The organism is Herbaspirillum sp. Her2, assembly GCF_057961375.1.
Genome location: NZ_CM176331.1, coordinates 4,600,769 through 4,626,338, shown reverse-complemented (window position 1 = coordinate 4,626,338; position 25,570 = coordinate 4,600,769). Strand labels below are relative to the sequence as shown.

At 60.0% G+C, this 25,570-nt stretch carries 20 protein-coding genes, 1 tRNA gene and 3 rRNA genes; 15 read left to right on the top strand and 9 right to left on the bottom strand.

Going from position 1 to position 25,570, the window contains the following annotated elements:
• Positions 1–104 precede the first annotated feature (104 nt).
• From urtB to ACWHXP_RS20980, 12 genes are all read left to right on the top strand, one after another.
• Positions 105–1,721, top strand: coding sequence for an urea ABC transporter permease subunit UrtB (urtB, locus tag ACWHXP_RS21035; protein ID WP_489635131.1), 1,617 nt, complete (start codon positions 105–107; stop codon positions 1,719–1,721).
• Positions 1,718–2,848: an urea ABC transporter permease subunit UrtC gene (gene urtC / locus ACWHXP_RS21030; RefSeq protein ID WP_121041325.1), complete on the top strand. Its 1,131-nt coding sequence runs from the start codon at positions 1,718–1,720 to the stop codon at positions 2,846–2,848. The genes urtB and urtC overlap by 4 nt, the downstream gene beginning before the upstream one ends.
• Positions 2,845–3,714, top strand: a complete 870-nt coding sequence (urtD, locus tag ACWHXP_RS21025; protein ID WP_039790232.1) for an urea ABC transporter ATP-binding protein UrtD — start codon at positions 2,845–2,847, stop codon at positions 3,712–3,714. The genes urtC and urtD overlap by 4 nt, the downstream gene beginning before the upstream one ends.
• Before the next feature lie 18 nt (positions 3,715–3,732).
• The gene (gene urtE / locus ACWHXP_RS21020) at positions 3,733–4,431 is read left to right on the top strand and encodes an urea ABC transporter ATP-binding subunit UrtE (protein ID WP_008333719.1); all 699 of its coding nucleotides are present in this window, start codon (positions 3,733–3,735) and stop codon (positions 4,429–4,431) included.
• A gap of 241 nt (positions 4,432–4,672) precedes the next feature.
• The gene (locus ACWHXP_RS21015; protein ID WP_489635132.1) at positions 4,673–5,572 is read left to right on the top strand and encodes an urease accessory protein UreD; all 900 of its coding nucleotides are present in this window, start codon (positions 4,673–4,675) and stop codon (positions 5,570–5,572) included.
• A 90-nt stretch (positions 5,573–5,662) separates the two neighbouring features.
• Positions 5,663–5,965, top strand: a complete 303-nt coding sequence (locus tag ACWHXP_RS21010) for an urease subunit gamma (RefSeq protein ID WP_008333723.1) — start codon at positions 5,663–5,665, stop codon at positions 5,963–5,965.
• A 10-nt stretch (positions 5,966–5,975) separates the two neighbouring features.
• Positions 5,976–6,320, top strand: coding sequence for an urease subunit beta (locus ACWHXP_RS21005; protein ID WP_134223931.1), 345 nt, complete (start codon positions 5,976–5,978; stop codon positions 6,318–6,320).
• Positions 6,317–8,017, top strand: coding sequence for an urease subunit alpha (ureC, locus tag ACWHXP_RS21000; RefSeq protein ID WP_121041331.1), 1,701 nt, complete (start codon positions 6,317–6,319; stop codon positions 8,015–8,017). Before ACWHXP_RS21005 ends, ureC begins: the two co-directional genes overlap by 4 nt.
• 18 nt (positions 8,018–8,035) lie before the next feature.
• On the top strand, positions 8,036–8,569 hold the full coding sequence (gene ureE / locus ACWHXP_RS20995; RefSeq protein WP_121041333.1) for an urease accessory protein UreE: 534 nt from the start codon (positions 8,036–8,038) through the stop codon (positions 8,567–8,569).
• Between the two features lie 4 nt (positions 8,570–8,573).
• The gene (locus ACWHXP_RS20990) at positions 8,574–9,254 is read left to right on the top strand and encodes an urease accessory protein UreF (RefSeq protein ID WP_489635133.1); all 681 of its coding nucleotides are present in this window, start codon (positions 8,574–8,576) and stop codon (positions 9,252–9,254) included.
• A gap of 68 nt (positions 9,255–9,322) precedes the next feature.
• The gene (gene ureG / locus ACWHXP_RS20985) at positions 9,323–9,955 is read left to right on the top strand and encodes an urease accessory protein UreG (RefSeq protein ID WP_013236640.1); all 633 of its coding nucleotides are present in this window, start codon (positions 9,323–9,325) and stop codon (positions 9,953–9,955) included.
• 59 nt (positions 9,956–10,014) lie between these two features.
• On the top strand, positions 10,015–10,626 hold the full coding sequence (locus ACWHXP_RS20980; RefSeq protein WP_034339842.1) for a HupE/UreJ family protein: 612 nt from the start codon (positions 10,015–10,017) through the stop codon (positions 10,624–10,626).
• Here the strand turns inward: ACWHXP_RS20980 and glpD are convergent.
• From glpD to phnD, 5 genes are all read right to left on the bottom strand, one after another.
• On the bottom strand, positions 10,608–12,212 hold the full coding sequence (gene glpD / locus ACWHXP_RS20975) for a glycerol-3-phosphate dehydrogenase (protein WP_134134237.1): 1,605 nt from the start codon (positions 12,210–12,212) through the stop codon (positions 10,608–10,610). The genes ACWHXP_RS20980 and glpD overlap by 19 nt on opposite strands.
• 12 nt (positions 12,213–12,224) lie before the next feature.
• A complete protein-coding gene (gene phnE, locus ACWHXP_RS20970) occupies positions 12,225–13,058 on the bottom strand; it encodes a phosphonate ABC transporter, permease protein PhnE (protein ID WP_034339830.1) in 834 nt (277 codons plus the stop codon).
• Complete coding sequence (gene phnE / locus ACWHXP_RS20965; protein WP_121041338.1) at positions 13,051–13,854, bottom strand: phosphonate ABC transporter, permease protein PhnE; 804 nt, start codon at positions 13,852–13,854, stop codon at positions 13,051–13,053. The genes phnE (ACWHXP_RS20970) and phnE (ACWHXP_RS20965) overlap by 8 nt, the downstream gene beginning before the upstream one ends.
• Positions 13,851–14,621 carry a phosphonate ABC transporter ATP-binding protein gene (gene phnC, locus ACWHXP_RS20960; RefSeq protein ID WP_013236645.1) on the bottom strand — a complete coding sequence of 257 codons (771 nt, stop codon included), beginning with the start codon at positions 14,619–14,621 and terminating at the stop codon, positions 13,851–13,853. The genes phnE (ACWHXP_RS20965) and phnC overlap by 4 nt, the downstream gene beginning before the upstream one ends.
• 160 nt (positions 14,622–14,781) lie before the next feature.
• Positions 14,782–15,771: a phosphate/phosphite/phosphonate ABC transporter substrate-binding protein gene (gene phnD, locus ACWHXP_RS20955; RefSeq protein ID WP_088755403.1), complete on the bottom strand. Its 990-nt coding sequence runs from the start codon at positions 15,769–15,771 to the stop codon at positions 14,782–14,784.
• Positions 15,772–16,029: 258 nt separating this feature from the next.
• Here phnD and ACWHXP_RS20950 point away from each other — a divergent pair, with 258 nt between their 5' ends.
• The 3 genes from ACWHXP_RS20950 (at position 16,030) to ACWHXP_RS20940 (ending at position 19,564) form a co-directional block, all read left to right on the top strand.
• Positions 16,030–16,716: a response regulator gene (locus tag ACWHXP_RS20950; protein WP_489635134.1), complete on the top strand. Its 687-nt coding sequence runs from the start codon at positions 16,030–16,032 to the stop codon at positions 16,714–16,716.
• Positions 16,717–16,720: 4 nt separating this feature from the next.
• Complete coding sequence (locus ACWHXP_RS20945; RefSeq protein ID WP_489624223.1) at positions 16,721–18,124, top strand: sensor histidine kinase; 1,404 nt, start codon at positions 16,721–16,723, stop codon at positions 18,122–18,124.
• A 340-nt stretch (positions 18,125–18,464) separates the two neighbouring features.
• Positions 18,465–19,564 (top strand): IS3 family transposase gene (locus tag ACWHXP_RS20940; protein ID WP_489634019.1). Its coding sequence is split into 2 segments (ribosomal slippage): positions 18,465–18,717 and positions 18,717–19,564, totalling 1,101 coding nucleotides; the frame shifts between segments, so codons are not numbered across the junction.
• Between the two features lie 550 nt (positions 19,565–20,114).
• Here the strand turns inward: ACWHXP_RS20940 and rrf are convergent.
• The 4 genes from rrf to ACWHXP_RS20920 form a co-directional block, all read right to left on the bottom strand.
• Positions 20,115–20,227: ribosomal RNA gene (rrf, locus tag ACWHXP_RS20935) — 5S ribosomal RNA — on the bottom strand.
• A gap of 139 nt (positions 20,228–20,366) precedes the next feature.
• Positions 20,367–23,239: ribosomal RNA gene (locus ACWHXP_RS20930) — 23S ribosomal RNA — on the bottom strand.
• A 368-nt stretch (positions 23,240–23,607) separates the two neighbouring features.
• Positions 23,608–23,684 (bottom strand) — tRNA-Ile (locus ACWHXP_RS20925).
• A gap of 118 nt (positions 23,685–23,802) precedes the next feature.
• Positions 23,803–25,333: ribosomal RNA gene (locus ACWHXP_RS20920) — 16S ribosomal RNA — on the bottom strand.
• The 16S, 23S and 5S rRNA genes sit together here with 1 tRNA gene alongside, the layout of an rRNA operon.
• Positions 25,334–25,570: the final 237 nt, after the last annotated feature.

Here is a 25,570-nt window from a genome sequence, read left to right as displayed (position 1 = left end):
GGCGCTCCGTCCGCCCCGATGCATCTCCCTCCACAAGAAAACCGCCCGACGACTCGCTCCGGCCAGCCTATTGACCGGCCCGCGCTTCGAGGCGCACACCGACCATGAAACCAGCCATCCAGTTCCTACGCGGGCTGCTCGCGACCTGGCTTTGCGTCCACGCCCTGGGGGCGTTCGCAGCCATCGATCCGGCCCTGCTCAAGCCCCTTGGCGGAGACGACCCCGACGCGCGCATCGACGCCGTCAACCAGATTGCCGCGCTGGCCAATGATGACGCGCTCAAGATCCTCAATGCCCTGAACAGCGACGCGCTCTACGTCACCCCCGCCGGTGACGTGCTCATCGTCGACGACGCCGGCAAGGCATTCAATCCGGCCACCGACCAGACCGGCCCGGCCCCCGATGACGCCGAAGGCATCACCGTCAACAACCGCCTGCGCGGTGCTGTCGATGGCGCGCTCTCGGGTCTGAAACTGCTCTCGCCGCAGCGTGACCAGCGCCTGGCCGCCGCCGGTGAATTGCTCAAGAATGCCGACCCGGCCCAGATCCCGCTGATTGAAAAAGCGCTCGCCAAGGAAAGCGATCCGCAGATCAAGGACGTGCTGCAGCAGGTGCAAGCCACCGCCAACCTGCATTCGGCCGACCCGGCGGCACGCCGCGCGGCCGTCAAGAAACTGGCCGAGACCACCAATGCCTCGTTGAAGCCGGTGCTGGAAAACATGCTGGCCAAGAATCCCGATGGCTCCTACGTCGAAGCTGATGAAGGCGTGCGCATCGAAGCAGTCCGCACGCTCTCCGCGCTGGACCGCCACCTGGCCATCGTCGACTTCGCCGGCAAGCTGTTCTATGGGGTCTCGCTGGGCAGCGTGCTGCTGCTGGCCGCACTGGGCCTGGCCATCACCTTCGGCCTCATGGGCATCATCAACATGGCCCACGGTGAGCTGCTGATGATCGGTGCCTACACCACCTACGTGTGCCAGCTGGTGTTCCGCAAGTTCTTCCCCGGCGCCATCGATGCGTATCTGGTGGTGGCACTGCCGGCCGCCTTCATCGTGGCCGCGGCCGTCGGCATCGCGCTGGAGCGACTGGTGATCCGCTGGCTCTATGGCCGTCCGCTGGAAACCCTGCTCTGCACCTGGGGCATCAGCCTGATGCTGATGCAAGGTGTGCGCTCCATCTTCGGTGCGCAGAACGTGGAAGTGGCCAACCCGAGCTGGATGTCGGGCGGGGTGACCGTGCTGGGTTCGCTGGTGCTGTCCTACAACCGCATCGTGATCGTGTTCTTTGCGCTCTTCGTGGTCTTCGCCGTGTGGCTGATCCTGAACAAGACCCGCCTGGGCCTGTTCGTGCGCGCCGTCACCCAGAATCGCCGCATGGCCGACTGCGTGGGCGTGTCCACCGGCAAGATCGACATGATGACCTTCGGTCTCGGTTGCGGCATCGCCGGTCTCGGTGGCGTGGCGCTCTCGCAGCTGGGCAACGTCGGTCCCGACCTGGGACAGGGGTACATCGTCGACTCGTTCATGGTGGTGGTGCTGGGTGGCGTGGGCCAGCTGGCCGGGACCGTCATCGCAGCCTTCGGCCTGGGCGAAGTCAACAAATTCCTGGAACCGATGGCCGGTGCCGTGCTGGCCAAGATCGCCATCCTGGTCTTCATCATCGTATTCATCCAGAAGCGTCCGCAAGGCCTCTTCGCACTCAAGGGAAGGAGCGTGGAATGAGCACCATGATCATGCGCCCCTCGCTGTTCAATCGCCCGTCCTGGACCGGCATCGTCATCTGCACCATCGTGCTGGCGCTGCTGCCGGTCTGCAACCTGCTGTTCCCCGCAGATAGTGCGCTGCACGTCTCCTCCTACACCGTCGCTTTGGTCGGAAAGTTCATGTGCTATGCCATGGCTGCGCTGGCCCTCGACCTGGTGTGGGGCTACACGGGCATCCTCTCGCTGGGGCATGGCGTTTTCTTCGCACTGGGCGGATACGCCCACGGCATGTACCTGATGCGCGCCATCGGCCGTGACGGCGTGTACCAGAGCAACCTGCCTGACTTCATGGTGTTCCTGAACTGGAAGGCCTATCCCTGGTACTGGTGGATGACCGACCACTTCTGGTTCTCCATGCTGCTGGTGGTGCTGGTGCCGGGTCTGCTGGCCTTCGTGTTCGGTTACTTCGCGTTCCGTTCGCGCATCAAGGGCGTGTATTTCTCCATCATCACGCAAGCGATGACCTTCGCCTTCATGCTGCTGTTCTTCCGCAACGATACCGGCTTCGGCGGCAACAACGGCTTCACCGACTTCAAGCGCATCCTCGGCTTCACCATCACTGCACCGGCCACCAAGGCGGTGCTGTACCTGGTGACGCTGGCGCTGCTGTTCGGTGCCCTGGTCCTGTGCCGCATGATCGTCACCTCCAAGCTGGGCCGCGTGCTGCAGGGCGTGCGCGATTCCGAATCGCGCCTCATGTTCATCGGCTACAACCCGCTGTGGTTCAAGCTCTTCGTGTGGACGCTGTCGGCCGTGATCTGCGGCATCGCCGGTGCCCTGTACGTGCCACAGGTGGGCATCATCAATCCTTCCGAGATGTCGCCGGCCAACTCCATCGAGATGGTGATCTGGGCGGCCGTCGGTGGCCGTGGCACGCTGATTGGACCGATCATCGGCGCCTTCACGGTCAATGGCCTGAAGAGCTGGTTCACTGCGGCCTTCCCGGACCTGTGGCTGTATGCGCTGGGGCTGATCTTCATCCTGGTCACGCTGTTCCTGCCGCAGGGCATCCTGGGCCTGGTGCAGAAATTCAAGAAACGCGATGCCGCGTCCGCTGAGGGCAGCGCATCCAAGGAGGCCGCATGAGTGCCATCGAACCCGGCAAGAATCCAGTCGCCATCGGCGGCCTGGGCGGCAACGTCGATACGCCCCGCGCCGACCACGGCGCATCCTACGAACGCATCAAACCCGAAGGCGTCGATACCACCCACGGTGCCATCCTCTATCTGGAAAACATCACGGTGTCCTTCGATGGCTTCAAGGCCATCAACAACCTGAACCTGGATATTTCGGTCGGTGAACTGCGCTGCATCATCGGTCCCAATGGCGCGGGCAAGACCACGATGATGGACGTCATCACCGGCAAGACCCGGCCCACCGCCGGCACCGCCTTCTTCGGCCAGACCATCGACCTGACCAAGATGACCGAATACGAGATCGCCCACGCGGGCATCGGCCGCAAGTTCCAGCGCCCGACGGTGTTCGAGCAGCACACCGTGTTCGAGAACCTGGAACTGGCGATGAAGATGGACAAGCGCGTCAAGACCACGCTCTTTGCGCGCCTGTCCTCGGAGCAGATCGGCAAGATCGAGGAAATCCTCAAGCTGATCCGGCTGAACGGCCAGGAACATCGCGTCGCCGGCCTGCTCTCGCACGGGCAGAAGCAGTGGCTGGAAATCGGCATGCTGTTGATGCAGGAGCCGCAGCTGCTGCTGCTGGACGAACCGGTGGCCGGCATGTCCGACGCCGAGACCGCGCGCACCGCCGAGCTGTTGAACGAGCTGCGCGGCAAGCATTCCATCATGGTGGTGGAACACGACATGGGCTTCGTCGAAGAGATCGCCCAAGGTGGCAAGGTGACCGTGCTGCATGAAGGATCGGTGCTGGCCGAAGGCAACATGCGCCAGGTGCAATCCAACGAACGCGTCATCGAAGTCTACCTGGGACGATAAGAGCGGAGACCATCATCCATGCTGCAAGTCAATGAACTGAACCAGTACTACGGCGCGGCGCATACGCTGCGCGGCGTCTCGCTCGATGTGCAGAAGGGCAAAGTCTTGTCCCTGCTGGGCCGCAATGGCGTGGGCAAGACCACGCTCCTGAAATGCCTGATGGGCGTGCTGCCGGTGGCCAAGGGCAACGTCAGCTTCGAAGGCCAGGACATCACCCGTCTCAAGCCGCACCAGCGCGCCAAGCTGGGCATCGCCTATGTGCCGCAGGGACGCGAGATCTTCGCGCGCCTGACGGTGGAAGAAAACATGCTCATGGGCATGGCCACGCTGTCGGGCCGCCGTGCCTCCACCATCAAGGGCGAGGTCTATGAACTCTTCCCGGTGCTGAAGGAAATGCTGCATCGTCGCGGCGGCGATCTTTCCGGCGGCCAACAGCAGCAGTTGGCCATCGCCCGGGCACTGCTGGCCGAGCCCAAGCTGATCATCCTGGATGAACCGACCGAAGGCATCCAGCCCTCCATCATCAAGGACATCGGCCGCGTCATCAGCCTGCTGCGCCAGCGCGGCGACATCGGCATCCTGCTGTGCGAGCAGTATTTCGACTTCGCCCGCGAACTGGCTGATACCTTCGTGGTGATGTCGCGCGGTGAAGTCGTGGCCGCCGGTACCCAGGACCAGATGGATGGCGAGGACGTCAAGAAGCATCTGGCGGTGTGACCGAAGGATGTCCAGCAGAAACCGTTCGGACTGAGTAGCCGCGCAGCGGCGTATCGAAGGCGCTCCAAGGTTGCGCCCGGCACAGCGCCTTCGATACGGCCCTGCGGGCCTACTCAGTCCGAACGGGGAGCGAGGCACAAGACGAAGCTGCGCATTTGCAGCGGGTCTGCTATAAAGTCGCATGTTCGCGGCCAGGCAGTCCGCTTGCACACGCCGCCTTCCACGCAATGAAGAACCAGGTATGAAACGACTCCCCGGCCATCCGGAACCCGCCAGCATGCCGGCCCCCGCGACACCAGGCGCGCCCCTGCGGCATGCGCCGGACCAGGCACGCCTGGCGCTGGGCTTTGCCGACGACAAGGGCAGCACGCGCCTCATGCGCCGCCAGCACTTCGGCCCCCTGCGCGTGCAGAAGCCGCTCTATCCCGAAGATCCCTCCATCTGCCACGCCATCATCGTCCACCCGCCGGGCGGCATCGTCGGTGGCGACCAGCTCTCCATCACCGCTGAAGCGGGCGAACGCGCCCATGTGCTGCTGACCACGCCCGGTGCGGGCAAGTGGTATCGCGCCAATGGCCAATCCTCGCGCCAGGCCGTCAGGCTCGACGCAGCAGCAGGAGCCACGCTGGAATGGCTGCCACAGGAAACCATCTTCTTCGATGGGGCCGACGTGCGCATGGAACATGAAGTGACCCTGGCCGCCGATGCGGCGTACCTGGGCGCGGAAATCCTCTGCTTCGGCCGCACCGCGTCGGGCGAAACCTTCAACACCGGTGCCGTCAGCCAGCGCACCAGCATCCGCCGCGGCGGCAAGCTGGTGTGGTTCGAGCAGGGCCGCCTGCAGGCCGAGGCAGGGGCCATGCAAGGCCCGCTGGCGCTGGACGGGCAGACCATCTGCGGCACCCTGATCGCCGTGGGCGATGGCATGGATGCGGCGCTCCTCGGACGGCTGCGCGAGACCATCGGCGCCCTGCAGCTGGAAGGACGCAGCGGTGCCACGCTGATGAAGCAGGTGCTGATCGCCCGCTACATGGGGCAATCCAGCCTGGTGGCGCGGCAGTGGCTGCATACGGCCTGGCATGTGCTGCGCCCGGCGGTCACCGGCAAGGACGCGGCCATTCCGCGCATCTGGAATACATGAACACGACGTAAAACGCTGCATCAGGAAAACTGAATCAAGCCTCGCCCTGCGTTATAGAACCTGAAGGCCGCCCAACGGCCAGGAGCCAACATGGAACTGACACCAAGAGAAAAAGACAAGCTGCTCATCTTCACCGCCGCGCTGCTGGCCGAGCGCCGCAAGGCCCGTGGCCTCAAGCTCAACTATCCGGAAGCGGTGGCACTGATCACCGCCGCCATCATGGAAGGCGCACGCGATGGCAAGACCGTGGCCGAGCTGATGTCCGAGGGCACCACCATCCTCACCCGCGACGATGTCATGGAAGGCGTGCCCGAGATGATCCCCGACATCCAGGTCGAAGCCACCTTCCCCGATGGCAGCAAGCTGGTCACCGTCCACCATCCGATTCCTTGAGGAGCGCGTCATGATTCCAGGCGAAATGCTGGTCGAACCCGGCGACATCGAACTCAATGTCGGCCGCCCCACCGTGACGGTGACGGTGGCCAACAGCGGCGACCGTCCCATCCAGGTCGGCTCCCACTTCCATTTCTACGAAACCAATCCGGCACTGCGCTTCGAACGTGAAGCGGCCTATGGCATGCGCTTGAACATCGCGGCCGGGACCGCAGTGCGCTTCGAGCCCGGTCAGGAACGCACGGTGGAACTGGTGGCGCTGGCAGGGGACCGCCGCGTCTACGGCTTCAATGCACTGGTGATGGGCAAGCTGAAGGCCCGGCATGGCAACGTCAAGAAGGGGCAAACCCAATGAGCAAGATTTCCCGTTCGGCCTATGCCGAAATGTTCGGCCCCACCGTCGGCGACCGCGTGCGCCTGGCCGATACCGCACTGTTCCTGGAAGTGGAGAAGGATTACACGGTCTATGGCGAGGAAGTGAAATTCGGCGGCGGCAAGGTGATCCGCGACGGCATGGGCCAGTCGCAGCGCCCCCATGCCGAGGTGATGGATACCGTCATCACCAATGCGCTCATCGTCGATCACTGGGGCATCGTCAAGGCCGATATCGGCATCAAGTCCGGCAAGATTGCCGGCATCGGCAAGGCCGGCAATCCCGACATCCAGCCCGGCGTCACCATGGCCATTGGCGGTGCCACCGAGATCATCGCCGGTGAAGGCATGATCGTTACCGCCGGCGGCATCGACAGCCACATCCACTTCATCTGTCCGCAGCAGATCGAAGAAGCGCTCATGAGCGGCGTCACCACCATGCTGGGCGGCGGCACCGGTCCGGCCGTCGGCACGGCCGCCACCACCTGCACGCCCGGCCCCTGGCACATTCATTCCATGCTGGCTGCAGCGGACGCCTTCCCGATGAACCTCGGTTTCCTCGGCAAGGGCAACGTCAGCCTGCCGCTGCCGCTGGAAGAGCAGATCCGCGCCGGTGCCATCGGCCTGAAGCTGCACGAGGACTGGGGCTCGACGCCTGCGGCCATCGACAACTGCCTGACGGTGGCCGACCGCATGGATATCCAGGTGGCCATCCACACCGATACGCTCAATGAGGGCGGGTTCCTGGAGCACACGCTCGCGGCCTTCAAGGACCGCACCATCCACACCTTCCACACCGAAGGCGCGGGCGGCGGCCATGCACCGGACATCATCGCGGCCGTGGGCGAGGGCAATGTGCTGCCGTCCTCGACCAACCCGACACGCCCCTTCACCGTCAATACCCTGGACGAACACCTGGACATGCTGATGGTCTGCCATCATCTGGACCCGGCCATCGCCGAAGACATCGCCTTTGCCGAATCGCGCATCCGCCGCGAGACCATCGCCGCCGAAGACATCCTGCATGACATCGGCGCGATCTCGATGATGTCTTCCGACTCGCAGGCCATGGGCCGCGTGGGCGAAGTCATCCTGCGTACCTGGCAGACCGCGCACAAGATGAAGGTGCAGCGCGGTTCGCTCAAGGAAGATACGTCGCGCAACGACAACTTCCGCATCAAGCGCTACATCGCCAAGTACACCATCAACCCGGCCATCACCCACGGCATCTCGCACGTGGTGGGCTCGCTGGAAGTGGGCAAGATCGCCGACATCGTGCTGTGGAAGCCGGCCTTCTTCGGAGCCAAGCCGTCGATGATCCTGAAGAGCGGCATGATCGCGGCCGCCCAGATGGGTGACCCCAATGCTTCCATCCCGACCCCGCAGCCGGTGCATTACCGGATGATGTTCGGCGCCTATGGCGGTGGCCTGAAGACCTCGATGACCTTCGTCTCGCAGGCGGCCTTTGATGCCGGCATCGGTGAACAGCTCAAACTCAACAAGCCGGTGGTAGCCGTGAAGAACATGCGCAACCTGCGCAAGCGCGACATGATCCACAACGGTGCCACGCCGAAGATGGAAGTCGATTCCGAGACTTATGAAGTGCGTGCCGATGGCGAACTGCTGGTGTGCGAACCGGCTGTCTCGCTGCCGCTGGCACAACGTTATTTCCTGTTCTGATTTTCTTTAGATTTTTTCATGCTCACTCTCAATACCAAGATAGCCCAGGCCGAGCAGATCGACGGCGAACTGGAACTGCCCTATGACCAGCGCGAGAAGAGCCGCCTGCGTGCCACCCTGCGTTCGGGGGAAGACGTGGCGGTGTTCACCGTGCGCGGTACGGTGCTGCGCGATGGCGACCTGCTGCGCGGCGATGATGGCCGCGTGGTCAGGATCATCGCCAAGGCCGAAGCGACCTATCGCGTCGATGCCGCCGATGCGCACCTGCTGCTGCGTTGCGCCTTCCACCTCGGCAATCGTCACACCCAGGCGCATGTGGGGCACGAAGGCGGCGTCGGTTTCCTGCGCATCCGCAAGGACCCGGTGTTGAAGGAAATGCTGGAAGGGCTGGGTGCGCGCGTCTCCGAAGAGCTGGCGGCCTTCGAGCCGGAAGCGGGGGCCTATGGCGGCGGCCATCACCATCATGGCGATGACCATCACCACAATCCGCTGGCACCGATTCCGCTGCGCCAGAAAATCCATCGTCCCGGCGACAAGAAGGAAGAGGGCTGACCCCATGCAAGCTGCCGCCTTGCTGCATCTGCTGCAACTGAGCAGCCCGTCCTTGCCGATCGGCGCCTACAGCTATTCGCAAGGGCTGGAGGCGGCCATCGAGTGTGGGCGCGTGGGCAGCGAAGCCACGGCCCGCGCCTGGATCGGCCATGCGCTGCATGAAGTGGTGGCACGTTTCGAGGCACCCATCTTTGCGCGGCTGGTAGCGGCCTTCGAGGCCCGTGATGCAGAAAAGGTCACCTTGTGGACCGAGCGCTTCATCGCGGCCCGCGATACGTCCGAGTTTCGTGCCGAAACCATTCAGATGGGCTATTCGCTGGGCAAACTGGCGACCGACCTGAAGCTGGGCGATGAGGCCTTGCTGGCCATCCTGCAGGCGCAGCCGGAACTGCCGCTGCCCTCCTCCCTGGCCTTTGCTACCGTGGCCCTGAAGGTGCCGCGCGAGGCGGCGGTGCTGGGCATGCTGTTCGCCTGGGCGGAGAACCAGGTGCTGGCCTGCGTGAAGACGGTGCCGCTGGGCCAGGTGGCGGGGCAGCGCATCCTGCTGTCGCTGCAGCCGGAACTGGAAAAGGCCGCGGCCACCGCGCTGACGCTGGAGGATGACGAACTGTGCAACTGGGCACCGGGCCTGTCGCTGCTGTCGATGCAGCATGAGGTGCAGTACAGCCGCATCTATCGTTCTTAATTATTGAATTGTCGAAATCGTTTATATCGTTTTCGTTCCAACACGACCAAGAGATCAAGAGACCAACCATGAGCAACTCCACTTCCAATCCGCTGCGCGTGGGCATCGGCGGCCCGGTCGGTTCCGGCAAGACGGCGCTGTGCGAAATGCTGTGCAAGCGCATGCGCGACCATTACGACATGGCCGTCATCACCAATGACATCTACACCAAGGAAGACATGGAAATCCTGCTGCGCGCCGATGCGCTGCCGGCAGAACGCCTGATGGGTGTGGAAACCGGCGGCTGCCCGCACACCGCCATCCGCGAGGATGCCTCCATCAACCTGGAAGCGATCGCCCGCATGAGCGCCGATTTCCCGGACCTGGACCTGATCCTGGTGGAATCCGGCGGCGACAACCTGGCCGCTACCTTCAGCCCGGAACTGTCGGACCTGACCATCTACGTGATCGACGTGGCCGGTGGCGAAAAAATCCCGCGCAAGGGCGGCCCCGGCATCACCCGCTCGGATCTGCTCATCATCAACAAGACCGACCTGGCTCCCTATGTGGGCGCAAATCTGGATATCATGGCGGCCGATGCCAAGCGCATGCGCGGCGAACGCCCCTTCGTGTTCACCAACCTGCGCAGTGGCGACGGGGTGGAGAAGGTCATCGAATACATCCGCAAGCAGGGCTTGCTGGACGAGAAGCCGAAGAACTGAACCTGAACCCTGTCACTTCCCCGATTCAAGAATCTGCCGTATCAGCCCAAGGAGAAAACATGTTGACCCTCTCGACCAAGACCCGCGCCCGCCTGGGCGTCCTGGCCGTCACCGCACTGGCGGCCGGCACTGCCCTGGCGCACCCCGGCCATCCGGGTTCCACCATGGATGCCTCGGCCAGCATGGCCGCCGGCTTCGCCCATCCGTTCTCGGGCATCGACCACCTGCTGGCCATGCTGGCCGTGGGCCTGTGGGCGGCACAGAACAAGCAGCGCGCCCTGTGGGTGCTGCCGCTGGCCTTCCCGCTGATGATGGTGGCTGGCGCGCTGCTGGCCTTCGCCGGCCTGCAAGTGCCGGCCGTGGAAACCGGTATCGCCGCTTCGGTGGCCGTGCTGGGCCTGCTGATCGCCTTCGCCGTGCGCCTGCCGCTGTGGGGCAGCACGCTGGTGGTGTCGGTCTTCGCGATGTTCCATGGCTACGCACACGGCGCTGAACTGCCGCACGGCAGCTCGGCCGCCCTGTACGGTGCCGGCTTCATCGCCGCCACCGCACTGCTGCATGCCGCCGGCCTCGGTATCGGCCTGATCGCGGGCAAGCAGATGGCTGACCGCGTGGTGCGCATCGGCGGCGTCGGTATCGCCGCCGTGGGTGCTTACCTGCTGGCTGCCTGAAGCAACTCGCCCGCTTCGGCGGGTGGTTCCTGACCGGAAGACTGGCCGCCGCGCGCGGCCAGCCAGGCGTCCAGCACGGCCTCGCTGCCCTTGGGGAAATGCAGGCCGAGCTTGGAACGCCGCCACAGGATGTCGGCCGCATTGGTGGCCCATTCGTGGCGCAACAAGTAGTCCACCTCGGCGGCATAGAGCCCGCCCAGGATTTCTTCTCCCATCTCTTCCAAGTTCTTTCTTCCTTCCAGCAGCGCATGCGTGCGGCTGCCATAGGCACGCGCATAGCGTTGCAACAATGCGGCAGGCAGCCACGGATACTGCTGCTGCAAGCCTTCCACGTAATGACCGAATTGGCGCACCGAGCGATTGGACGGCTGCGCCCCATACAGGTCGCCACCCGGCAGGCAGCCGTGTTCGGTCCACGCGCCACGCTGGTTGCCCAGTACCGGCGCGATCATATCCACCGCTTCCTCGGCCAGCTTGCGGAAGGTGGTGATCTTGCCGCCGAAGATGGAGAGCAGCGGGGCGCCTTGCGTGTTCAGGTCGAGCTGGTAGTCGCGCGTGACGGCCGAGGCGTCGGCGGCCGCATCTTCCAGCAGCGGGCGCACGCCTGAATACGACCACACCACGTCGGCCGGTGTAATGGGCTTGGCGAAATAGCGATTGGCCAGCTGGCAGAGATAAGCCGTCTCATCCTCGGAGATGGCCACGTCTTCTACCTTGCCCTGATACTCGATATCGGTGGTGCCGATAAGCGTGAAGTCCTGCTCGTAGGGAATGGCGAAGACGATGCGGCCATCCGGGTTCTGGAAGATGTAGGCGTGATCGTGTTCGAACAGGCGTGGCACCACGATGTGGCTGCCCTTGACCAGGCGCACCGACTTGCTCGAATGCACGTGGGCCGCACCGCCCAGGAACTGCGCCACCCACGGGCCGGCGGCATTGACCACGCAGCGCGCGCGCACCTGCATGGCATGGCCGTCTTCACGGCGCAGCACCGCTTGCCAGCCGTTGTCCTGGCGCGTGAGCGATTCGCAGCGGGTGCGGGTCATGATGTGCGCGCCTTTTTCGGCGGCATCCATGGCGTTCAACACCACCAGCCGGGCATCATCGACCCAGCCATCGGAATAGACGAAGCCACGCGTGAACTGCGCTTTCAATGGTGCCCCCGAGGCGTGGCGGCGCAGGTCCAGTGCACGCGAGCCCGGCAACAGTTCGCGTCGGGCCAGGTGATCGTAGAGGAACATGCCCAAACGGATCAGCCAGGCGGGGCGCTGTCCCTGGTCATGCGGCATCACGAAGCGCAGCGGCCACATGATGTGCGGGGCGCTGCGCAAGAGCACTTCGCGTTCGATCAGCGCCTTGCGCACCAGCCCGAATTCATAATGTTCCAGGTAGCGCAGGCCACCGTGGATGAGCTTGCTGGAGGACGACGACGTATGCTGCGCCAGGTCGTGCTGTTCGCACAGCGCCACCGACAGGCCGCGCCCGGCCGCATCGCGCGCGATGCCCGCGCCGTTGATGCCGCCGCCGACCACCAGCACATCGTATTGCGGAGGATAGGTGATGCCTTCCATGCCACGTGCTTTCATGCTGGCTCCCGGTCAGAGTATGCGCTTGCGGATTTGCGTGACCACCACTTCGGTCACGATCACGATGGCGAAGATGGAAACCAGCACCGTCGCCACGCGCGGCCACTGGAACAGGTTCAACGCGGTATCGAGCACCATGCCCACGCCACCGGCACCGACGATGCCCAGCACGGCGGATTCACGCACGTTGATGTCCCAGCGCAGCAGCACGATGGACATGAAGGCGGGCTTCAATTGCGGCCAGTAGCCATACCAGATCTCGGAGAACTTGCTCGCGCCCGACGCCTGCAGCGCCTCGATGGGGCCGCGCGGCATCTGCTCGATGGTCTCGCCGGCCATCTTGCCGACGAAGCCGATCGAGCGGAAAGCGATGGCCAGCGTGCCCGCCAGCGGACCGGGTCCGAAGATGGCCAGGAACAGCAGCGCCCACACCAGCGAATTGACCGAGCGGCTGGCCACCAGCACGATGCGGGCGAACAGGTTCAGGCCGCGATGGCGGGTCAGGTTGGGCGCCACCAGCAGGCCAAAGGGAATGGCCAGCACGATGGAGAGCAGGGTACCGAGCGTAGCGATGTGCAAGGTCTCGATCAGTCCGGCCTGGACGTCGCTGCTGAAGTAGGCCCAGTCGATGGGCCACATGCGGGCGAGCATGTCGCTCATCTGCTCGGGCGCATCGTAGAGGAACTCGGGGATGATCTCGATGTAGCGCAGCGATTGCACCACGGCCAGGGCGATGACCAGCCACACGGTGAAACGCAGGATGCGCTGCAGGGGCGTATGGCGCTGCCATTCGCGCTCGGCCGGGTTGAGCGCGGCAGCGGGGCGGGGGAGGACGGTATCAGACATTGAAAACCTTCTTGACCGAATTGGCCAGCAGTTCGCCGACGACGATGATGGTGATGATGGTGACCAGGATGGTGAGCACGAAGTCGTAATCGAAGCGCTGGAAGGCGGAGAACAGCACGCCGCCCACGCCGCCCGCACCGACGATGCCGACCATGGTCGAGTTGCGCAGGTTGGAGTCGAGCTGGTAGGTCGAGAAACCGACGAAGCGCGACATCACCTGTGGCAGCACGCCGAAGAGGATCACGTTCATGAAGGAGGCACCGGTGGCGCGGATGGCTTCGACCTGTTTGATGGAGATCTCTTCAATGGCTTCGGCAAAGAGCTTGCCGATGAAGCCGATGGACGCCACGATCAGTGCCAGCACACCGGCCAGCGCGCCAAAGCCCACGGCCTTGACGAACAGGATGGCCACGATCACCGGATGCAGCGAGCGGCATACCGACACCAGCGCGCGTGCAGGCCAGGAGATCCAGGAGGGCATCAGGTTGCGTGCGCCCATCAGGCCGATGGGCAGCGAGAACAGGATGCCAAACAGCGACGCCAGCACGGCAATCTGCAGCGTCTCCTTGATGCCGCCCCAGAGAATGTCGCCCTTGGAGAGATCGGGCGGAAACATGCGGCCCAGGAACTTGGCGCCATTGCCGAGGCCCGAAGAGAAACGCTCCCACGAGAAACCCAGTTGCGTGGCTGCGTAGATCGCATACAGGGCGATCAGCCAGATCACCACGCGGGTGGCCAGTTGCGGCTTGAAGGCCAGGCTCACGCGGGGCGTGGAGGAAGTGGAGGAGGTCGTCATGCCAGCCAGTCCTCGCCGCCGTAGATCTGTTTGAGGAAGTCATCCGACAGGTTCTCTGCATTGCCGTCGTAGACCACGTGGCCGCCGGACATGCCGATGATGCGGTCGGCATAGCGCTTGGCCAGTTCCACGTCGTGGATGTTGACGATGACCGGGATCTTCTGGGCGCGGCCCTGTTCCTTGAGCAGCGAGATGATCTCGAAGGAGGTCTTGGGGTCCAGCGAGGACGTCGGTTCATCGGCCAGCAGCAGGCGCGGGCGCTGCATCAGGGCACGGGCAATGCCCACGCGCTGGCGCTGGCCACCGGAGAGCGCGTCAGCCCGCTGGTTGGCGAAGTTGCCCAGGCCCACGGTATCTAGCAATTCAAACGCGTGCGCGATGTCTTCCTTGGCGAAGTTGCGGCGCCAGGCGGTGAAGGCATTGACGTAACCCAGTCTTCCGCACAACAGGTTCTCCATCACGGAAAGGCGTTCCACCAGGTTGTATTCCTGGAACACCATGCCGATGTGGCGGCGCTGTTCGCGCAGGGCGCGGCCGCGCAGTTCGGCCAGGTTCACGCGCTTGCCTTCGCCCTCGAACCAGATCGCACCACGGCTGGGATCGACCAGACGGTTGATGCAGCGGATCAGGGTGGACTTGCCGGTGCCGGAAGGGCCGATGATGGCGATCAGGCCGGCGTCGCCAATCTTCAGGTCGATGCCTTTGAGGATGGGATGACCGGGCTTGTATTCCTTGACCAGGCCCTGGATTTCGATGGCGTGTGACATGGGAGACGCTTTCTCTGGTGATGTTTCTGGTGGTGCGCGGCGGACTGCGGGATGCGAGGGGCCGCAGCCCCTGCCGATGGGCAGGGGCCGTGTTGCTTGTGCTGGATGGAATCGTCTTGCGGCATCCGGACCGGAGGTCACGGATGCCTTGCGGTGATGCTTACTTCTTGCCGGCGTTCTGCTTGTCGTAGGCGGCACGGTTGAAGGATTCACCGGCGGACTGGGCGACGAAGCGCACCATCTCGAAGTCCTTCTTGTAGTTGATCGGGTAGAAGCGATCGGAACCGGCGAAGGCCTTCTTGAGCTCATCGGTGAAGCGATAGTCGTAGAAGCACTTGAGCATCTTGTCGCGGAAGTTGGGCTCCAGGTCATGCGCATAGGCGAAGTCCTGGGTCGGGAATTTCTCGCTGTGCCAGATGACGCGGAAGTTCTCGGCCTTGATGACGCCACGCTCCACCATGCGGTCAAACACGTCGGAGGCCACGGCGGCAGCATCGTAGTCACCCGAGTTCACGCCCAGGATGGACTGGTCATGCTTGCCGGAGAAGATGACCTTGTAGTCCTTGTCCGGCGTCACGCCCAGCTTGGGGAACAAGGCCATCGGGGCCATGTGGCCGGAGTTCGACGAAGGCGCGGTGTGGGCGACCTTCTTGCCCTTGAGGTCGGTCATCTTCTGGATCGGGCTGTCCTTGCGCACGATCACGTTGAGGGTATAACCCTGATAACCCTTGGCGTCACCGATGACGGCAAACGGCACGGCACCGGCGATGTTGACGGCGAAGTTGGTCGGTCCCGGCGAGAAGCCGCCGACGTGCAGGCGGCCCGAGCGCATGGCTTCGATTTCAGCGGCGTTGGATTGCACCTGGAAGAAGACCACCTTCTTGGCGGTACATTGCGACAGGTAGTCGGTGAAGGGCTTGAAGATCTTGTCGTAGACGGCCGGATCTTCCACCGGGGTGAAGGTGAAGACCAGGGTATTGGGGTTCTTCAGCTTCTTGGGATCGGTGGGGGTGTCGGCGGTCAGGTCGTGATTGGCGTCGCAGTATTGCTGGTCGAGGTCGCCGCGATTGCTGCAGGTGTCCTGGGCGAAGGCGATGGCCGGAGCGGCCAGGGCGAGTGCCAACAGGGTCTTGATCAGACGTGGGGTCATGCTGTCTCCTGGAGATGGTTTTGGTCTTGGTGCCGGTCGCGACGGCGGTGTTGATCAGTGCGTGGCCGGCGATGTGCGGGAGTGTAGGCGAGGGGGACGGCTTTTGCCATGGGGCGATGCCGCCGAGGAGGGGGTTTCCTGTCAGCTGCCTTTCCAGTGGCTTTCAATCTGCTTTCAAAGCGTGCGGAGCCGGGGCTCGCGCCCCGCGTGGATTGGCGGTATAAAGGCGGCTGCACAACGATAACGACACGGGAGATCATGCATATCCTGCTGGTAGAGGATGACATCGACATGTCGCGCGCCCTGGTGCGCGCGCTGGAGCGGCGCGGCTTTCAGGTCACGCATTGCGGCGATGGCATCAGTGCGCTCTCGCACATCAAGGACGGGATCGGCGACCTGGTGGTGCTCGATCTCAATATTCCCGGACTGGACGGGCTGCACCTGCTGCAGCGCATCCGCTCGCAGGACATCGGTACCCCGGTGATCGTGCTGACCGCGCGCGGCGCGGTGGGCGATCGCGTAGTGGGCCTCAATGCCGGTGCCGATGATTACCTGGCCAAGCCCTTTGATCTGGATGAGCTCGATGCGCGTATTCGCGCGCTGCTGCGGCGGCGGACCAATGCCGATGACGGTGGGCAGCGCTGCGGGCACTTGCGCTTTGATCGGGCATCGGGGGCGTTCTATTGTGACGATGAGCCGCTGGAATTGACTCCGCGCGAGCATACGCTGTTGAAGGCATTGATCGCCAAGCCGGGACATGCGGTGACCAAGGAGAAATTGTTCAGGCTGGTTTTTCCGATGGAGGAGAACACGCAGCTCGAAGCCATCGAAGTGGTGGTGCACCGGGTGCGCAAGAAACTCATGGAGACCGGTGCCGAGATCATGACCCTGCGCGGGCTGGGCTATCTGCTGCGGGATCGGCAGCAGCAAGGTGGCGAGGGCTGAGGACGTGGCACATCTGTTTTCGCGGCGTCGGTCGGTGCGCGCCTATCTGTTGGCGTGGATCATTTCGCCGATTGCCCTGTTCATCGTCATCGATTCCTTCTCGCTTTATCGCAATACACTGGAGTCGGTCAATACCGCTTATGACCGGATGCTGATTGCCTCGGTGCATTCGATTGGCGATCTGCTGCGCATCGAGAATGGCGAGCTCAAGGCTTCGCTGCCTTATGCGGCGCTGGAAATTTATGAGGCCGATTATTCGAGCCGCATGATTTATCGCATCAATGGCCTGGACGGCAAGTTCTTCGAGGGCGATCAGGATCTGCCTTCCTACAAGGGGAAGGCGGACAAGGAAGCCATCTATCCGGCCCTGGCGCATATCTACGAAGATACCTATAACGGCGTGCCGGTCAGGGTGGCAGCGCTGTTCCAGCCGGTGGTGACCAATGATCCGCGCGGCGCCGCACTGGTGCAGGTAGCCGAGACGATGGAGAACCGCAGTGCGCTGGCGCGCAAGATTTTCTGGGAGACGCTGATCCGGCAGGCGGCCTTGCTGGTGGTGATCGTGTCGGTGACCTTGTATGTGGTGCGGCGTGCGTTGCAACCGGTGGATGCCTTGCGGCGGCAGCTTGATGAGCGGCCGGCGGATGATCTCTCACCGGTGGCGCCGCCGATGGCGCCACGTGAATTGCAACCGTTCATCGATGCCTTGAATCAGTTGATGGCGCGCTTGCGGCGGCTGCTGGATCATCAGCAACGTTTCGTGGCCAATGCCTCGCATCAGTTGCGTACGCCATTGGCCGTGCTCAAAACACAGTTGCAGTCGGGCTTGCGGGGCGATGCGCCGGCACCGGTGATCTGGCAGGAGATGTCGGGTACGGTCGAGCGGGCCACAACGCTGGCCAATCAATTGCTGTCATTGGCTAAGGTCGAGCAGATTCGCGGTCGCGGGGCGCAGGAGGTGTGTGACCTGGGCATGCTGGCGCGCGAGACGGCAGTGGATCTGTCGCCGCTGATTGCGGAGAAGGATCTGGACTTCGAGCTGGAGGGGGAGAAGATCCTCGTGATGGGTCATCCGTGGATGATCGGGGAGCTGATTTCCAATCTGCTGCATAACGCGATCCGGCATACGCCTGTGCATGGGAAGCTGGGCATTCGCATCAGTGCTCGGGAAGATGTGGCGGAGTTGCTGATCTGGGATAGCGGAGAGGGGATCGATGACCAGGCGATGGAGAACGTGTTCAAGGCATTTTCTTCCAATGTCTCATCAGCCGGAGGCTTGGGTCTGACCATCTGCGGAGAGATTGTCGATTCGATGCAGGCAACCATCAGCTTGCGCAATCGGATCAGCAAGGAGGGGGCGCTTGACGGCTTGGATGCACTGGTGCATTTCAGATCTGTTGCGGGGTGAGGCTGGTGTGGCAAGAATGTGGAGGGTGTGGAAAACTTAGTTTTTTGTCGGTCTCGTTCGTCACTCAGCACAGCATGGGCGGGACGCCTCGAATGCCTGTGTATAAGTTTTTGTACACTGTTTCCACTTAGTTCAGGTTGTGGACAAAGTAGCTTGCGTCGCATCCGTGGCGGAATTGGGGATAAGTTGATTGGTTTCCCACGGAGATGGTGTCATCACTCATTTGTTAGAAAAGCCGGCTTTGCCGGCTTTTCTTTTGGTGTTGGGTTATGTTGACCTGAGACGAATTTTGTAGCCACCGGCTAAGTGAGTTCTTTATGCTAACGCCAAGGAGAACTCAATGAAGAAGCGATTTACGGACGAACAGATCATCAGCATCTTGCGAGAAGCAGAGAGCAAGGAGATTGCGACGGTAGATCTGTGCAAGCGCCACAACATTACTGAGCAGACCTTTTACCGCTGGAGAAACAAGTTTGGCGGTATGGATGTCTCGGACGCGCGGCGGCTCAGAGATCTTGAATCCGAGAATGACAAGCTCAAACGCATGGTGGCGGAACAGTTGCTGGTGATTGATGGCTTGAAGGAGTTAAGCCGAAAAAAATGATGACCTCCGCGGGCCGGCGCGAAGCGCTGGAAGTCCTTACTCGTCGGGGGCTGTCGCAACGCAAGGCATGTCGTTATCTGGAACTGAGCCGGCGGGTAGCGGGTTATCAGTTGCTACAACCTGAAAAGGATCGGAGCCTGACGCAGCAGCTGATCGCGGCATCGCAAGAGGTCCCTCGATTCGGCTATCGGCGTATGTCTGCCTGGCTGGCATTGGGCGAGTCCCGAGTGCGACGGCTCTGGAGCGCGCTAAAACTGGGCATTCCACGAAAGCGCCCTCGCAGGCGTCGATGCGGCAACGACATTCGGCTACCTGGAGCAACCAAGCCCAATTCGGTCTGGAGCTACGACTTTGTTCATGACCAGATGGTGGATGGACGCTCATTGAAGATGCTGTGCGTGATCGATGAATACACCAGGGAATGCCTGGCCATCGAAGTTGCTGCCAGTTTGCGCTCCCAGGATGTCATCCTGACGCTCTCGCGACTGATGCGGTTACATGGAAAGCCAGCCTACGTTCGGTCGGACAATGGAGCCGAGTTCACAGCGGCCAAGGTCATGCGCTGGCTGCGGGATGCCTCCGTTGGCCCAGCCTTCATTGCGCCAGGCAGTCCATGGCAGAACGGATTTGTAGAAAGCTTCAATGGCAAACTGCGTGACGAACTGCTTAACCGGGAGTGGTTCCGCAGCCGGGCAGAGGCAAAAGTGCTGATTGAAAGATGGCGTCAGTTCTACAACGAGCGCAGGCCGCATAGCGCACATCAGTACCAACCTCCAGCTACGGTCCGTCGAGCCTGGCTGGAATCGAATATGATCGACAACCGACTCACTGCCTGACTGGCTACAAATTACCGACGCAGGTCAATGTCTCTAATACTCCAGGAAACTTGGAAAATGATCCATTACCTTGTTCTGCAACGGAATGACGTTGACTTGAGAAGCGCAAGACGTCACCCAGCAGGATCGCTGTGGACAATTCATCCACGGCCAGTTCAAGAGAAGTTGGCCCTGTGGAAAACATAAGCTGGCTTTTCCTGTTGCTGGCCTGTGGAAAAGACAAACCGCGCGCGGTGTTGGGCGGTTCGGAGGTGATATGAAGAAGGAGGGCAGGACGGCCCGATATGCGGACGATGCGTAGAGAGCGCCTGTGGAAAAGATGAAGCAAGGCGCTGTTTTTTCAGTGCGGCGGACTGAGCTGAGCCGAAGATACGCCAGGCCATCTGCATCAATCAACAGCCTGGCGCGTTTCATGGCTTCCAAGCCGAGAGGACAGCATCGGAACCTCTGGCCACACAGGGATTTACTTCGCCTGCCGACCAAATGAAAACCGAGCGCACAAAGCAAAAACCCTCGCTACTTGCGTAACGAGGGTTCTTGGGAGTAACAAGCCTGACGATGACCTACTTTCACACTGGTTGCAGCACTATCATCGGCGCGAAGTCGTTTCACGGTCCTGTTCGGGATGGGAAGGGGTGGTACCAACTTGCTATAGTCATCAGGCATAACTTGTAAAGTCAGTTGCTCTCGACGGAGCAGCAACCAACCCAAACTGGAAGAAGTATTTAGTAGATTCTTGGGTGTGATGCACTAGGGCAAACACAATATATGCTCAACTTGTCTATAACAGAGCTAATGTTATAGGAACAAGCCGCACGGGCAATTAGTATCAGTTAGCTTAACGCATTACTGCGCTTCCACACCTGACCTATCAACGTCCTGGTCTCGAACGACCCTTTAGGGGAATCTGAGTTCCCGGGAAGTCTCATCTCAAGGCGAGTTTCCCGCTTAGATGCTTTCAGCGGTTATCTCTTCCGAACTTAGCTACTCGGCAATGCCACTGGCGTGACAACCGATACACCAGAGGTTCGTCCACTCCGGTCCTCTCGTACTAGGAGCAGCCCCCTTCAAACTTCCAACGCCCACGGCAGATAGGGACCAAACTGTCTCACGACGTTTTAAACCCAGCTCACGTACCACTTTAAATGGCGAACAGCCATACCCTTGGGACCGGCTACAGCCCCAGGATGTGATGAGCCGACATCGAGGTGCCAAACTCCCCCGTCGATATGAACTCTTGGGAGGAATCAGCCTGTTATCCCCAGAGTACCTTTTATCCGTTGAGCGATGGCCCTTCCATACAGAACCACCGGATCACTATGTCCTACTTTCGTACCTGCTCGACTTGTCAGTCTCGCAGTTAAGCACGCTTATGCCATTGCACTATTAGCACGATGTCCGACCGTACCTAGCGTACCTTCGAACTCCTCCGTTACACTTTGGGAGGAGACCGCCCCAGTCAAACTGCCTACCATGCACTGTCCCCGATCCGGATAACGGACCAAGGTTAGAACCTCAAACAAACCAGGGTGGTATTTCAAGGTCGGCTCCACGCAGACTAGCGTCCACGCTTCAAAGCCTCCCACCTATCCTACACAGATTGGTTCAAAGTCCAATGCAAAGCTACAGTAAAGGTTCATGGGGTCTTTCCGTCTAGCCGCGGGTAGATTGCATCATCACAAACATTTCAACTTCGCTGAGTCTCGGGAGGAGACAGTGTGGCCATCGTTACGCCATTCGTGCAGGTCGGAACTTACCCGACAAGGAATTTCGCTACCTTAGGACCGTTATAGTTACGGCCGCCGTTTACTGGGACTTCAATCAAGAGCTTGCACCCCATCATTTAATCTTCCAGCACCGGGCAGGCGTCACACCCTATACGTCCACTTTCGTGTTTGCAGAGTGCTGTGTTTTTATTAAACAGTCGCAGCCACCATTTTATTGCAACCCTTTTGTCCTTCTGGCGCAGGCCAGTCAAACTACTTGGGCGTACCTTATCCCGAAGTTACGGTACCAATTTGCCGAGTTCCTTCTCCCGAGTTCTCTCAAGCGCCTTAGAATACTCATCTCGCCCACCTGTGTCGGTTTGCGGTACGGTCTCGTTAGACTGAAGCTTAGAGGCTTTTCTTGGAACCACTTCCGATTGCTTCGCGAACAAGTTCGCTCGTCTCACACCCTTGAATTACGCTGCCGGATTTGCCTAACAGCCTTCTTCGATGCAAAAACCGACTATTCCAACAGTCGGACAACCTTCCGCGATCCGTCCCCCCATCGCATCTAACGACGGTGCAGGAATATTAACCTGCTTCCCATCAGCTACGCATCTCTGCCTCGCCTTAGGGGCCGACTCACCCTGCTCCGATGAACGTTGAACAGGAAACCTTGGGCTTACGGCGTGCGGGCTTTTCACCCGCATTATCGCTACTCATGTCAGCATTCGCACTTCTGATACCTCCAGCATCCTTTACAAGACACCTTCACAGGCTTACAGAACGCTCTCCTACCATATCCTTGCGGATATCCGCAGCTTCGGTGACTGGCTTAGCCCCGTTACATCTTCCGCGCAGGACGACTCGATCAGTGAGCTATTACGCTTTCTTTAAAGGATGGCTGCTTCTAAGCCAACCTCCTGACTGTTTTAGCCTTCCCACTTCGTTTTCCACTTAGCCAATCTTTGGGACCTTAGCTGGCGGTCTGGGTTGTTTCCCTCTTGACGTCGGACGTTAGCACCCGGCGTCTGTCTCCCAAGCTCGCACTCATCGGTATTCGGAGTTTGCAATGGTTTGGTAAGTCGCGATGACCCCCTAGCCATAACAGTGCTCTACCCCCGATGGTGATACTTGAGGCACTACCTAAATAGTTTTCGGAGAGAACCAGCTATTTCCAAGTTTGTTTAGCCTTTCACCCCTATCCACAGCTCATCCCCTAATTTTTCAACATTAGTGGGTTCGGTCCTCCAGTGCGTGTTACCGCACCTTCAACCTGGCCATGGATAGATCACTTGGTTTCGGGTCTACACCCAGCGACTGAACGCCCTATTCGGACTCGATTTCTCTGCGCCTTCCCTATTCGGTTAAGCTTGCCACTGAATGTAAGTCGCTGACCCATTATACAAAAGGTACGCAGTCACCCCTTACAGGGCTCCTACTGTTTGTATGCACACGGTTTCAGGATCTATTTCACTCCCCTTCCGGGGTTCTTTTCGCCTTTCCCTCACGGTACTGGTTCACTATCGGTCGATTACGAGTATTTAGCCTTGGAGGATGGTCCCCCCATGTTCAGACAGGATTTCACGTGTCCCGCCCTACTTGTCGCAAGCCTAGTTCCACACCATCGATTTCGCATACGGGGCTATCACCCACTATGGCCGGACTTTCCATTCCGTTTTGCTATCGTTGATGCTAAATCTTGCAGGCTGATCCCATTTCGCTCGCCACTACTTTGGGAATCTCGGTTGATTTCTTTTCCTGTAGCTACTTAGATGTTTCAGTTCGCCACGTTCGCTTCGTTACCCTATGTATTCAGATAACGATGACCTTACGGCCGGGTTTCCCCATTCGGAAATCTGCGGATCAAAGCTTGTTTGCCAGCTCCCCGCAGCTTATCGCAAGCTACTACGTCCTTCATCGCCTGTAATCGCCAAGGCATCCACCATGTGCACTTATTCGCTTGTTCCTATAACGTTAGCCTCTTTTGCAAGAGCGTTATATGAAGCGTTGAGTTTTAGCGTTTGCCGTATTCCAAAGTAAGTCTTCTAATTGCTAAGATCACTTCGTAATACTTTGATTGATACAATCACACCCATTTTTACTTTCGCAAGAACCGAAGTCCTGGCGATCGTTTAAATGAATCTTTACTTCTTCCAGATTGTTAAAGAACAAAAACAGCCATTGATCGTAAAAGATCAAACCTAAATCACTACGTCTTGCGTTTTGCGACGCTGACTTAGGTTTGACATTTCTTGGTGGAGGTTGACGGGATCGAACCGACGACCCCTGCTTGCAAAGCAGGTGCTCTCCCAGCTGAGCTAAACCCCGAAACCTTGGTGGGTCTGGTTGGGCTCGAACCAACGACCCCCGCGTTATCAACACGGTGCTCTAACCAGCTGAGCTACAGACCCGCTTGGATCAGTATCAGTAGCCAGTCAGTGACCTTGTGTCACGGACCGCGCTTCACCAAATAACTGTTCTTGATTTACAGCCGATAAGTGTGGACGCTTAACTTCGTGTGCACTCTAGAAAGGAGGTGATCCAGCCGCACCTTCCGATACGGCTACCTTGTTACGACTTCACCCCAGTCACGAATCCTACCGTGGTGAGCGCCCTCCTTGCGGTTAGGCTACCCACTTCTGGTAAAACCCGCTCCCATGGTGTGACGGGCGGTGTGTACAAGACCCGGGAACGTATTCACCGCGACATGCTGATCCGCGATTACTAGCGATTCCAACTTCATGGAGTCGAGTTGCAGACTCCAATCCGGACTACGATACACTTTCTGGGATTAGCTCCCCCTCGCGGGTTGGCGGCCCTCTGTATGTACCATTGTATGACGTGTGAAGCCCTACCCATAAGGGCCATGAGGACTTGACGTCATCCCCACCTTCCTCCGGTTTGTCACCGGCAGTCTCATTAGAGTGCCCTTTCGTAGCAACTAATGACAAGGGTTGCGCTCGTTGCGGGACTTAACCCAACATCTCACGACACGAGCTGACGACAGCCATGCAGCACCTGTGTGATGGTTCTCTTTCGAGCACTCCCAAATCTCTTCGGGATTCCATCCATGTCAAGGGTAGGTAAGGTTTTTCGCGTTGCATCGAATTAATCCACATCATCCACCGCTTGTGCGGGTCCCCGTCAATTCCTTTGAGTTTTAATCTTGCGACCGTACTCCCCAGGCGGTCTACTTCACGCGTTAGCTGCGTTACCAAGTCAATTAAGACCCGACAACTAGTAGACATCGTTTAGGGCGTGGACTACCAGGGTATCTAATCCTGTTTGCTCCCCACGCTTTCGTGCATGAGCGTCAGTGTTATCCCAGGGGGCTGCCTTCGCCATCGGTATTCCTCCACATATCTACGCATTTCACTGCTACACGTGGAATCTACCCCCTCTGACACACTCTAGCCGTGCAGTCTCAAATGCAATTCCCAGGTTGAGCCCGGGGATTTCACATCTGACTTACACAACCGCCTGCGCACGCTTTACGCCCAGTAATTCCGATTAACGCTTGCACCCTACGTATTACCGCGGCTGCTGGCACGTAGTTAGCCGGTGCTTATTCTTCAGGTACCGTCATTAGTAATAGATATTAGCTACTACCGTTTCTTCCCTGACAAAAGAGCTTTACAACCCGAAGGCCTTCTTCACTCACGCGGCATTGCTGGATCAGGGTTGCCCCCATTGTCCAAAATTCCCCACTGCTGCCTCCCGTAGGAGTCTGGGCCGTGTCTCAGTCCCAGTGTGGCTGGTCGTCCTCTCAGACCAGCTACTGATCGTTGCCTTGGTAGGCTTTTACCCCACCAACTAGCTAATCAGATATCGGCCGCTCCAGGAGCATGAGGTCTTGCGATCCCCCACTTTCATCCGTAGATCGTATGCGGTATTAGCTAGTCTTTCGACTAGTTATCCCCCACTCTAGGGCACGTTCCGATATATTACTCACCCGTTCGCCACTCGCCATCAGGAGCAAGCTCCTATGCTGCCGTTCGACTTGCATGTGTAAGGCATGCCGCCAGCGTTCAATCTGAGCCAGGATCAAACTCTTTAGTTTAATCTCTGTTTTGTGCCATTTCTGGCTACCCCGAAGGGCATCGCTCTCTCAAAATACTGACAGGTAATTTCTTGCGAACTTACCTATATTTCTTGTGAGCATTTAATATTTAAAGTTTCCAGAACCGAGGCTCTGTCGCACTTCATTAAACGCCCACGCTTATCGGCTGTTAATTTTTAAAGATCTGTCTGTCGCAAACGCGCTTGGCGCTGTTTGCATCGCTGCGAATCGTTTTGT

Bases quoted from the DNA above. Each gene is read 5' to 3' on its own strand.
- urtB (WP_489635131.1), top strand. From the start codon at position 105: ATGAAACCAGCCATCCAGTTCCTACGCGGGCTGCTCGCGACCTGGCTT.
- urtC (WP_121041325.1), top strand. From the start codon at position 1,718: ATGAGCACCATGATCATGCGCCCCTCGCTGTTCAATCGCCCGTCCTGG.
- urtD (WP_039790232.1), top strand. From the start codon at position 2,845: ATGAGTGCCATCGAACCCGGCAAGAATCCAGTCGCCATCGGCGGCCTG.
- urtE (WP_008333719.1), top strand. From the start codon at position 3,733: ATGCTGCAAGTCAATGAACTGAACCAGTACTACGGCGCGGCGCATACG.
- ACWHXP_RS21015 (WP_489635132.1), top strand. From the start codon at position 4,673: ATGAAACGACTCCCCGGCCATCCGGAACCCGCCAGCATGCCGGCCCCC.
- ACWHXP_RS21010 (WP_008333723.1), top strand. From the start codon at position 5,663: ATGGAACTGACACCAAGAGAAAAAGACAAGCTGCTCATCTTCACCGCC.
- ACWHXP_RS21005 (WP_134223931.1), top strand. From the start codon at position 5,976: ATGATTCCAGGCGAAATGCTGGTCGAACCCGGCGACATCGAACTCAAT.
- ureC (WP_121041331.1), top strand. From the start codon at position 6,317: ATGAGCAAGATTTCCCGTTCGGCCTATGCCGAAATGTTCGGCCCCACC.
- ureE (WP_121041333.1), top strand. From the start codon at position 8,036: ATGCTCACTCTCAATACCAAGATAGCCCAGGCCGAGCAGATCGACGGC.
- ACWHXP_RS20990 (WP_489635133.1), top strand. From the start codon at position 8,574: ATGCAAGCTGCCGCCTTGCTGCATCTGCTGCAACTGAGCAGCCCGTCC.
- ureG (WP_013236640.1), top strand. From the start codon at position 9,323: ATGAGCAACTCCACTTCCAATCCGCTGCGCGTGGGCATCGGCGGCCCG.
- ACWHXP_RS20980 (WP_034339842.1), top strand. From the start codon at position 10,015: ATGTTGACCCTCTCGACCAAGACCCGCGCCCGCCTGGGCGTCCTGGCC.
- glpD (WP_134134237.1), bottom strand. From the start codon at position 12,212: ATGAAAGCACGTGGCATGGAAGGCATCACCTATCCTCCGCAATACGAT.
- phnE (WP_034339830.1), bottom strand. From the start codon at position 13,058: ATGTCTGATACCGTCCTCCCCCGCCCCGCTGCCGCGCTCAACCCGGCC.
- phnE (WP_121041338.1), bottom strand. From the start codon at position 13,854: ATGACGACCTCCTCCACTTCCTCCACGCCCCGCGTGAGCCTGGCCTTC.
- phnC (WP_013236645.1), bottom strand. From the start codon at position 14,621: ATGTCACACGCCATCGAAATCCAGGGCCTGGTCAAGGAATACAAGCCC.
- phnD (WP_088755403.1), bottom strand. From the start codon at position 15,771: ATGACCCCACGTCTGATCAAGACCCTGTTGGCACTCGCCCTGGCCGCT.
- ACWHXP_RS20950 (WP_489635134.1), top strand. From the start codon at position 16,030: ATGCATATCCTGCTGGTAGAGGATGACATCGACATGTCGCGCGCCCTG.